1 protein-coding gene is annotated in these 316 nt (G+C 65.5%); it reads left to right on the forward strand.

What is annotated here, in order from left to right; all coding sequences use genetic code 11:
* A partial coding sequence (locus EJ913_RS31375) for a pyruvate formate lyase family protein (RefSeq protein WP_280531412.1) occupies window positions 1–316 on the forward strand: 316 nt, incomplete at both ends.

The following is a 316-nucleotide window of genomic DNA, read 5'->3' on the forward strand; positions in this document are numbered from 1 at the left end:
CCTATCTGGCGGCGGTCAAGGAGGCCAACGGCGCCGCCATGTCCATCGGCCGCGTCTCCAGCTTCCTCGACGTCTACATCGAGCGCGACCTCAAGGAGGGCGTGCTGACCGAGGCCGAGGCGCAGGAGTTGATCGACCAGTTCGTCATCAAGCTGCGGCTGGTGCGCTTCCTGCGCACCCCCGAATACGACCAACTCTTCTCGGGCGACCCGACCTGGGTCACCGAATGCCTGGGTGGCATGGCGCTCGACGGCCGCACGCTGGTCACCAAGAACAACTTCCGCATGCTGAACACGCTGCACAACCTGGGTCCCGC

Origin of the sequence: Azospirillum doebereinerae (genome assembly GCF_003989665.1) — a bacterium.
GTDB classification, from domain to species: Bacteria; Pseudomonadota; Alphaproteobacteria; order Azospirillales; family Azospirillaceae; genus Azospirillum; species Azospirillum doebereinerae.